This window comes from Pseudomonas sp. B414, from assembly GCF_055408445.1.
The window spans coordinates 36,920-47,354 of record NZ_JBUZTQ010000036.1 but is presented as its reverse complement, the minus strand read 5'-3'; the positions used below and the strand labels follow the sequence as shown (position 1 = coordinate 47,354).

Genomic DNA, 10,435 nt, shown 5'->3' with positions numbered 1-10,435 from the left:
AAGTCAGCGGTGGCAGCCCCAGCCAGTTGCGCGGCTACACCGAAGTAGCGGGGCAATCGGCCAAGGTAATCGTGGCCAACCCCTACGGCATTACCTGTAGTGGCTGCGGTTTTATCAATACTCCGAGCGTCACGTTGACCACCGGCAAACCCATCCTCGATAACGGCCGTCTGGATCGTTATCAGGTCGATGGCGGTACCGTGACCATCGACGGTCAGGGCTTGAACGCCAGCAACGCTGACCGCTTCGACATCATCACCCGCTCGGCGAAGATCAACGCCCAGATCAATGCGCGCAATTTGACGGTGATTGCCGGTCGTAACGACGTCAATGCCCGGACCCTGCAGGCCACTGCGCGTGCAGATGACGGCAGCGCCAAGCCGCAGCTGGCAATTGACTCCAGCGCCTTGGGCGGAATGTACGCTGGTGCGATCAGGCTGGTGGGTACTGAAGCCGGTGTCGGGGTCAAGTTGGACGGTACCTTGGCGGCCAGTGGCGGGGATATTCAGCTTGATGCCAATGGGCATTTGAGCATGGCTCAGGTCACGGCTGGCGGGGCGATCAAGGTCAAGGCTGCGAGCCTGGACGCGCAAGGGGCGGTTTATGCGGGGGCCGCACTGGATATGCAGGCTCAAGGCGACCTCACCAGTCGTAAAAATCTTGCTGCCCGCGACAGTATCAAACTCTCCAGCGGCGCGCAGTTGACCAACCACGGCGTTATCGAAGCCGGGGTCAATTCAGACAACACGCGCAACATGGCCGGTGATGTGCAAATCAACGCACAGGCACTGATCAACACAGAGGCTAGCATTGTCGCCAGCCGCACACTGACGGTTAACGCGCAAACCCTTAGCAATCAGGGCGGCACACTGAGTGCCAAACAGATCGCCAGCATCCGCGCAGGCACTCTGGATAACCAGAACAAGGGGCGGGTGCTGAGTAGCGGCAATCTCGACCTCAAAATCGATCGGTTGCTTAACAGCAAGGGGCTGGTTTCAGCCAACAGCATCGATGCCCGTATCGGCAGCCTGGATAACCGCGCTGGCATGCTCAATAGCCTGGGTGAAATGGGCTTGAGCGTTGACGGTGAAATGCAAAACCAGAGTGGTGTGGTGGTGGCTGACGGGAGTGCCCTTGTCACCGCCGCCAGCCTCGACAACAGCAGCGGCCAGATTTCCAGCAAGCAAAACCTCAAGGTTCAGGTACAGGATCTCAACAACCAGAACGGTAAATTGATCGGCCAAGGGGCTGTTCACCTGGTCGGCAATACCTTGGATAACCGCTTGAGCGGTCTGGTCGGCGGCACTCAAGGGGTGCAGTTGGATGTGGCAGATGTCGATAACCGCGGTGGCGAAGTCACCAGTCAGGCGGACGTGACTCTGACCGGTAATCATCTGGACAACAGGGGTGGCAGGCTCTCCAGTCTAAAAGACAGCAGGCTTGCCTTCAGTGAAGGTGTAGAAAACAGTCAGGGCTTGATCAGCACTGAAGGCTTGTTGAATATTTCGGCTGCGACTCTGGTTAACAGCCTGGGCAGACTGTCCAGTGGCGGCAAACTCAGTGTGAGCACCAGCGGCGCCCTGGATAATCGAGGGGGAGGCCTGGTAACCAATGCCGGTCTGGACGTGCGCAGCGCCAGCCTCGACAACAGCCAGAAGGGCACCCTGAGTGCCCGGCAAGCGCTACAGATCAACACCGGTGCGCTGGATAACCAGAGCGGCGGTAGCATCAACACCGCTGACGACCTCGTTATCACGACGGGGCAGTTGGACAACCGTGACGGTAGCATCGTTAGCGCCAAAGCCCTGAATGCCAGCGTCACAGGTCTGAACCAACAGGGTGGGCAACTGACCAGCAAAACCGCACTCACTCTGGACCTCAATCACGGCCAGTTAAACAACCAGGGCGGTCTGATCAACGGACCGCTGTTGGTGTTGAAAAATCTCAAGGGCGTCAACAACCAGGGTGGCGAAATTTCCAGTCGCCAAGGCTTTAGCTTAGCGGCGGATCACCTTGACAACAGCAGTGGCCAGCTCTTGAGTGATGGCGCGTTGTCCCTGCATATTGCTCAGGCCCTGACCAATATCAAGGGCCGGATCGCCGCTGCGACGGTGGATGGGCAAGCAGCAGACCTCGATAACAGCTCCGGCTCCCTGACCAGCCTTGGCGATCTGCAGCTGGATGTTCAGGGTCTGCTGAACAACCGCCAGGGCCTTATCGAAGCGGGAAACACCCTGACGGCCAACAGTGGGGAGTTGAACAACCAGAAGGGTTCGTTGCTGGGCAAGGCCATCACACTGGACTTCGGTACAGCAACGGGCGATCTGAACAACGCGGGCGGGCTGATCACCACCAAAGGTCCCCTGACCCTCAAGCATCTGCGTGACCTGAACAACCGTGGCGGCGAGATTTCCACCACCCAAACCTTCAGCCTGAGTGGCCGCAACCTTGATAACAGTACCGGCAAGCTGATCAGCAATAATCTGTTGGCCATCAATGGTCACGGCCTGCTCAATCAGGGCGGGCTGATCTCTGGCTGGCAGGGTTTGAGTGTCACCGGCACAACGCTCGACAACCGCAACAGCGGCAAGCTGTCCAGCCTTTATGGCAACCTTGACGCACACCTCAGCTCCAGCCTTCTTAACAGCGGCACAGGTGTTCTGGTCAGCCAAAAAAACCTGACCGTAACAGCGGCTGATCTGGACAACAGTGCCAAGGGCAATATAACCAGTGCTGGCGCCCAAACTCTTCATGTCAGCGGTTTACTGAACAACGCCCTAGGCGGTGTAATCGATAGTGGCGCGACTCTGGATCTGAGCGCGCATGACCTCGACAACAGTGCCGGCAGCATCGCGGGGGCTACCGCCACAACCCTCGACCTGCTCGGCACCTTGGCCAACACCCGCGGCAAGCTGTCCAGCGGCGGCCCGATACTGATCCAGCGGGCGACGCAGATCGACAACCAGGGCGGTGAACTGGTCAGCCGTAGCTTGCTGACTCTGTTGACTGCTGGCCTGGACAACCGTAACCGCGGCACAGTCGCGGCAGATGGCAGGTTGGACATCAGCGCTAGTGGCCTGGTGCAAAACAGCAATGACGGCCTGATCTACAGTCAGGACGCCGACCTGAAACTCACTGCTAACCGCCTGGGCAACGTCAAGGGCAAGGTGCAAAGCAAGACCAGTCTGCATCTGGATATTGCTGACGATCTCGATAATCAGGGCGGCAAATTGATTGCCCAGAACGGCGACCTGAAGCTTAAGGCCGCCAACCTGGACAACCGCGCAGGCGAACTCGCCAGCCTTAAGGGAGCCCTCGATGCTGGCGTAGTCGGCGTACTGCGCAACGGTTTGGCAGGTGTTATCCAGGGACAGCGTTTGAACCTGAACGCGGACAGTATCGATAACGTCGGCGGCCGCATCTCCGCACAAACGGGCGATACCTTTATTGCCACCGGGGTTTTAGATAATCGCGACGGTAGCCTCTTCGCCAAAGGTTTGTTGAAAGTTACCGGCGCCTCCTTTGATAACAGCGGCGAGGCAGGCGGGCGTGTGGCTGCGCAGCAAGTCAGCTTTGATCTGAGCGGCGCCCTGAATAACCAAAAAGGCATTATCGAAAGTGCCAGCACCCTCAATGTCAGTGCCGCCAGTGTGGATAACCGGGCAGGGCAACTGCGTACCTTGGGTAATAGCGGCAACACCCTGTTCCAGATTGGCGGGCAGCTGGACAACCGCAACGGCACCCTTGAAAGCGCCAACACTGACTTGACGTTACTCGCGGGCAGCTTCCAGAACGCTGGCGGTAAGGTACTGCATTCAGGTAACGGCACCTTCGCCATTGATCCGTCGCTCCTCGACAATGTCGGTGGCAGCTTGGTGAGCCGAGGTGGCATAGCCATCAACCAGGACACCTGGACCAACAGCAGTGTGATTCAGGCTGCGCGCCTGACGGTTAACGTCAACAGTCTCAATCAAACCGCCAGCGGCCAGTTGCTCGCCTCCGAACATTTTTCCGGCACTGGCGGGAATTGGTCCAACGACGGTTTGCTCGCCAGTGACGGCAATCTGCGCCTGAACCTCGATGGTACCTACTCGGCCAGCGGCCGAGTCAGCAGCCTTGGAACCCTGGACCTTGGCGCCGCGCACATGAACCTCAACGAAACCGCCAGCCTGGCCGGTGGCGGTGATACCCGGATCACTGTGGCAGGGCAGTTGCACAACGCGGGGCGCCTGACCTCCGCGACTGACCTGAGCCTGATTGCCGGTGATGTGATCAACACCGGCACGCTGGGCGCCGGGACCAAGCTGACACTCGATACCGACACACTGCTCAACCGCGATGGCCTGATTTTCAGCGGCTCTGACATGCAGTTGCTAGCTTCCAGCTTCACCAACGCCTATGCACAGGTCTATGCCTTGGGCGATGTACTGATCGCCAGAGACGCGGACCAGAGCAAAGCCGACTTGCTGGACAACCGCTCGGGCAATATCGAGAGCGCGAAGAATCTCACCATCAGCGCCATGACCGTCAACAATGTCAGGGATGTGCTGGAGTACTCGGCCCATGAAAAAAGCTCGGTGACTGTTACCGAACTCGACTGCAATGCAATCCCCATCGCTGGCTGCGATTTCCGCAGCGGTGGTCGTCGAAACGGGCTGTGGCGAATTGATGAAACCGACAGCCTGAAAATTATCCGCAGCACCCTTGCATCCATGTTGAGCAGTGGTGCGGATCTTCAGATCAACGCCGGGACACTGAATAACCACAGCAGCACCATCGCTGCCACAGGCAACCTGAGCGCTAACGCGCACACCATCAGCAACCAGGGCGTGCAAGGACAGGAGATCAAGACCACCCGCACTTACTGGAACTTTGTCACACAGATATTCGCTGCCGTTCCGGCGGCGGCAAACTTCAATGCCAAGAATAGCCCCGCACCTTCGGCCACAGTCGAAGCAGACCTGAGCTATTTTATTGGCCTGTTGGGCGGCGGCAAACTCTCGCACACCACCAGTACCCGCAATATTGAGGGGCAGTCCTACGATGCCATTATCCAGGCCGGTGGCAGCGTTAACCTCAACGCCGAGCAGAACATCAATAACAGTGTTGTACGGCCTTACTACGCCTACGTTGCAGCGGGCCATACCCCAACCGAAACGGGCGCGGGGAGTGGCTACTCAACGCCGATTCAGATCAACTCCCAATTGCCGCCTGATATGGCGCAACAGCAAGTCAATCCGGTAGGGCTACCCGGTTTCAGCTTACCTGAAGGGCAGAATGGTCTGTTCCGTCTGAGTGCACAAGACAGCACTACTCCGGCAACCAGCGGCCCGCAGAGCTGGGAACTGGGTGGCTCCAACGTCACCACGGCAGATCGCTCGCCAATCGCGCCGATTGATCTCGGGGCCATAGCAGGCTCCTCAACCCCGGTCGACGGCCAAACCATCAACCGCGTACAAGGCCTGCCTGACGCAAACACTGCATCGCGCCCGCACAAGTACCTGATTGAAACCAATCCGGCACTGACCAACCTCAAGCAATTTATGGGCTCGGACTACCTGCTGTCGAAGTTGGGTTACGACCCTGACCAAAGCCAGAAACGCCTGGGCGACGGCTTTTATGAACAACGCTTGATCCAGCAAGCCGTCACCGCCCGCACTGGCCAGCGCTTTATCGACGGCCAAACCAGCGATGCGGCGACCTTCAAGTACCTGATGGACAACGCCGTCGCCAGCAAACAGGCGCTCAACCTGTCCGTGGGTATCACCCTCACAAGCGAACAGGTCGCAGCCCTGACCCACGATATTGTCTGGCTCGAAAACACCACGATCAACGACGAACAAGTACTGGTTCCGGTCCTGTACCTGGCCCAGGCCAACAACCGGCTCGCTCCCAACGGTGCATTGATTGCCGGTAACGACGTCAAGTTGATCGCAGGCAAAGACCTCAACAACCTGGGCACCCTGCGAGCCAGCGAAAACCTCGTGGCCAGCGCGGGCAACAACTTGGTAAACAGCGGCCTGATCGACGCGGGCAACCGCCTCGACCTGCTAGCGGGTAACAACCTGACCAACAAGGCCGGCGGCATTATTGCCGGGCGCGACGTCAGTTTGACGGCCATCAGCGGTGATCTGCTCAATGAGCGCACCGTCACCAGCCATAACAGCAGCAACGGCTACCGCACCGAACGCACTGACTTCGTGGACAACGCCGCGCGCATCGAAGCGGCGAACAACCTGTCCCTGCAAGCCGGGCGCGACGTCAACAGCATCGGAAGCCTGATCAAAAGCGGCGCAGACACCACCCTCAAGGCGGGTCGTGACGTCAACCTTGCCGCCTCAGAACAGCGCAGCAGCCAGGTTGCTGGCACTCTGTCTCGTGGCGACAGCACCACTCAATACGGCTCTGTCATCGAGGCGGGCCGCGACTTCCAGATCGTTGCTGCACGAGATATCAGCGCCATTGCCAGCCAGATCGATGCTGCCCGCGACATCGCCATGGCTGCTACCGGCGACCTGACCCTGGCCTCGGCGGCGAACGAACAACACAGTTCGCTCAATACCAAAAAAGTCAAAACCCGCGACGACCATGTCAGCCAAGTATCGACCACGGTCAAGGCAGGAGGGGATGTGACCTTGAGCGCCGGGCAGGATTTGGCATTGGTTGCCAGTCGGGTCGAGGCGGGGGGGGAGGCTTATTTGGTGGCGGGTGGGAATCTTGAACTTAAGTCCGCAGAGGAACAGGACTACAGCTTCTACAGCAAGACCAAAAAAAGCTCATCCGGTAAATCTTTTCGCCTTAACGAAACCGAAACCCTCACCAACATAGGCAGTCTGGTTACCTCGGGTGGGAACAGTACATTGATGGCCGGCGACGACTTGCTGCTGCAAGGCAGCGCTGTGAATGCCGAAAAAGGTGCTGCCAAATTGATTGCGGGCAACGATGTCCAGATCCTTGCCGTCAGCGACTCCAGCAGTGCACGCCACGAGAGCAGTAAAAGTAAAAACAGTTGGGGTGGTCTGAATTCAAGCAAGGTCAAGGACAAGATCAGTGAAACCAGCACCACAGCAGTAGGAAGCATGGTTTCGGGTGACACGGTGAGCGTGGCTGCCGGGCAAGACGTCAAAGTAACAGGCTCTGCGCTGGTCAGTACCGATGATCTTGTTGTTCAAGCCGGGCGTGATCTTAGCGTTGATGCAGCCGTAAATACGTTCTCTAGAACCGAGATGCACAAGGAGAAAAATCGCGACCTGACAGGCGTGCTGACCGGAAACAACCTTGGGCTGGATGACATTACCGGTAACCAGCACCTGTCCATCAGCAGTCAAAAGCACAACGGTTCAGCTCAGGAGACGACCCTGACTGGCAGCACCATTGGCTCCAGCACTGGCAACGTAGCATTAGTCGCCGGGCGAGAGCTGACGGTGATAGCCAGCGATGTGGTTAGCACCCAAGACATGAGCCTGAGCGGTTCCAACGTGACCATCGCCGCGGGTACCGAAACTGCGCACCAGACCACCAAAGACAGCTCAAGGAGCATGGCCGTTGGCCGGGTGGTGGGTGGTATGGCGGTCGATACGGTCAACAGTATTCGTAACGACATAAGGGCTTCGCAGGAGGCTGACGACAGTCGTCTCAAGGCGGTCAAGGGCGCGCAAGCGTTGCTCTCGGCTTACAACGCCGTCGACAACAAGGATGCCAGTGCGGCCAGCGTGTCGGAAGGCAAGCCTGCCAACAGTGGCGGCTCGGTAATTAAAATCGGCACCGAACTGGCCTCAACAAACAAGAAAAGCAGCAGCGAGTACAACGCCGAAACGGTTAAGCAATCTACCCTCAACAGCGGTGGCAGTCTGGCAATTGTTGCAACAGGCAATGCGCCAGATACCAAGGGCGATATTCACGTCATTGGCAGCAGTATCAAGGCCACTGACACCCTGTTAATGGCGGAGAATGACATCACCCTGGAAAGCGCCCAGGAGCGGAAAAATTGGGCCAACCAGAGTAAAAGCGACAAAACCAGTATTGGCGCCAGCTTTAACATCGGTGAGCAATTTGGTTTCACCCTCGACCTCGGTGCGCAAGTGGCCAAGGGCATGGGTAAAGGCCATGCAGTCAGCCAGGTGAACAGTACGGTCGATACTGGGCTTCTGGTGCTCAAAAGCGGTCAGGATACTACGCTGGCTGGTGCTCAAGTGCGGGCGGATGCCATCAAGGCTGATATCGCTGGCAATTTGAACATGGCCTCGCGTCAGGACGAAGCCAGCCAGAAGAACAAGCAAGCCAGCGGTGGCATGGGCGCGAGCATCTGTGTTCCACCGTTCTGTGTAGGCGCCACTGTTTCGGGCTCCGCCAATATCGCTGGTAGCAAAATGAACAGCGATTATCAGGCCGTGATCGATCAAACGGGCTTGTCGGCGGGCCAAGGCGGCTATGACATCAATGTGGGACAAACCACCACGCTTCAAGGCGCTGTAATTGCCAGCGATGCAACGGCAGACAAAAACCATCTCAGCACTGATCGCCTGTTGGTCAGTGACATCAAAAACAAAAGCGAAATAACAAGCCAGGCCGGGAGTTTGAGCTATTCCGGGGCCATGGAAGGAGATGGGGTTGATGCCCGCTCGGGCGCTGGCGGCGCAATGCCGGTGCTGCTCAAAGACTCCGACAAGAGCAAAACCCAAAGCGCTATCAGTGAAGGCACCATCACTGTACGCAACCCTGATGGCGCCAATGATCTGGTAGGGCTAAACCGCGACACCGCCAACGCTAATCAGCATCTGGATCGGCCTGACGAAAAGGCCATGCAAGAACGCATCGACCTGATCCAAAGCTCGGCGCAGCTGTCTAGCAGCGTGATTAATACCGTGGCGAAAGCCAAGGCCGACGCGGCCACCAAACTGGCCAGGGAGGCGACTACCCCGGAGCAAAAGCAAGCGGCTGCAATTGCCCAGGATGATGCCAAGAGCTGGCTGGTCGGCGGCGATAAACGGCTGATGGCCGATATTGCATCGGGCCTGATAGCGGCAGGTCTGGGTGGGGCGACGGGTGGCACCGCTGTTGGGGTTGTTGCGAACGCGTCATCCAGTGAGATTTTCAAAAAAATCGGTGATTTCGCTACCGCGCAAAGAGATAAATCCACCGACAGTGCAATCAAGGCAGCTTGGGACGAAGGCGGAGCAGCGCGCATTTTGCTGCATGCCATGGCGGGTGCGGCAATCGGCTTGTCGAGCGGTAGTGCACAAAGCGGCGCATTGGGAGCCGGAGCGTCAGCAGCGTTGATGCCGTCCATTGACCAAGCACTGGCCGGCAGCGGCATGTCGAAGTCAGAACGAGATGCGGTTGCCTCGTTGATTGCGAGTGGCATTGGAGCTGCGGCTGGATCGGGTAATGGTGCTGGTGGGGCGGTTGTGGCTGGCGGGGCTGGATTTGGTGTTGAGGCCTTTAATCGACAATTGCATAAGCAACAAGAAATTCCAGTCCTGGAGAAAAAAGCTGACGAGCTGGATAACACTTTAGGTAAGCCAGGTTCCAGTGCGCGTTGGATAGATCTATTGATGATCGCCGCAGGAGGTTCTGTTGATGCTGCTGACGAAGCACGTTTAAACGGGCTGGTCTTGCAGTCCCAAGGGAATGACCCTGAGTCCCAACGTTTTATGGAGGACCTGGACGTCGCCAAAGGCATTATTGATCAGCTGGCGGCACAGAAAATTCCTCTGAAATGGAACGATGGAAGTCAGATTGTAGCGAATGGCGATAAGGTCTTTGCGTTTAATGCAACAGAAAAGCAGTTCAATGACTCAACGTTATTCAGTTCATCGGTTTCACTTGGTCAAGGAACGGTTTATGAACAATGGCGTCAGTACGGGCAGGAACAAACCAGCGAGCATTCGAAAGAAATTGGCCAGTTGTCCAGTGCTGTGTCTAATGTAAGGGCTGCTGCTCAGCGATTGTCTGATTTAGCCAGTAAAGGAGTTTTGACGGTTTCACCCGAACTCGATGCTGCTATGCTACTGATGCCAGCAGGTAAGGGCGCAAAGGCTGTTGTTGAGACGGTTCTGGAGAAAATAGCCGCAGGGAAGGCTGCTGCGGTTGTTGGTGCAAAAGCAACTGGTTCGGTAGATAAGCTTCCACCTCTACGGCAAGCATATGTCGATGAAGTTAATAGTTTGTCAGAGATTAGTCTCAGAATGCGCGCAGCAGGTGCAACGCCAGAGCAAGTCGCTCGTCAACTCCATCAGATACGCCGTGAGTTAGGCGTTCAATATAAGGATCTAACACCACCTGATAAGCTTGCAGGGATTTATGAGCGAAACTTGCGAGTATATGGGGACAAGCTTGGGCCATCTATTGATTGGCTGAGAGCTAAAGGCAAAAGCTGGGAGCAGATAACTGAGTCTGCAAGTCGTTCAGGCGGGAAGGATTTAGGTTTTTAAAT

General features: G+C 57.1%; 1 protein-coding gene. It reads left to right on the top strand.

The window, feature by feature from the left end; all coding sequences use genetic code 11:
* A partial coding sequence (locus tag ACZRMH_RS21860) for a hemagglutinin repeat-containing protein (protein WP_464015247.1) occupies window positions 1-10,433 on the top strand: 10,433 nt, incomplete at its 5' end.
* Window positions 10,434-10,435: the final 2 nt, after the last annotated feature.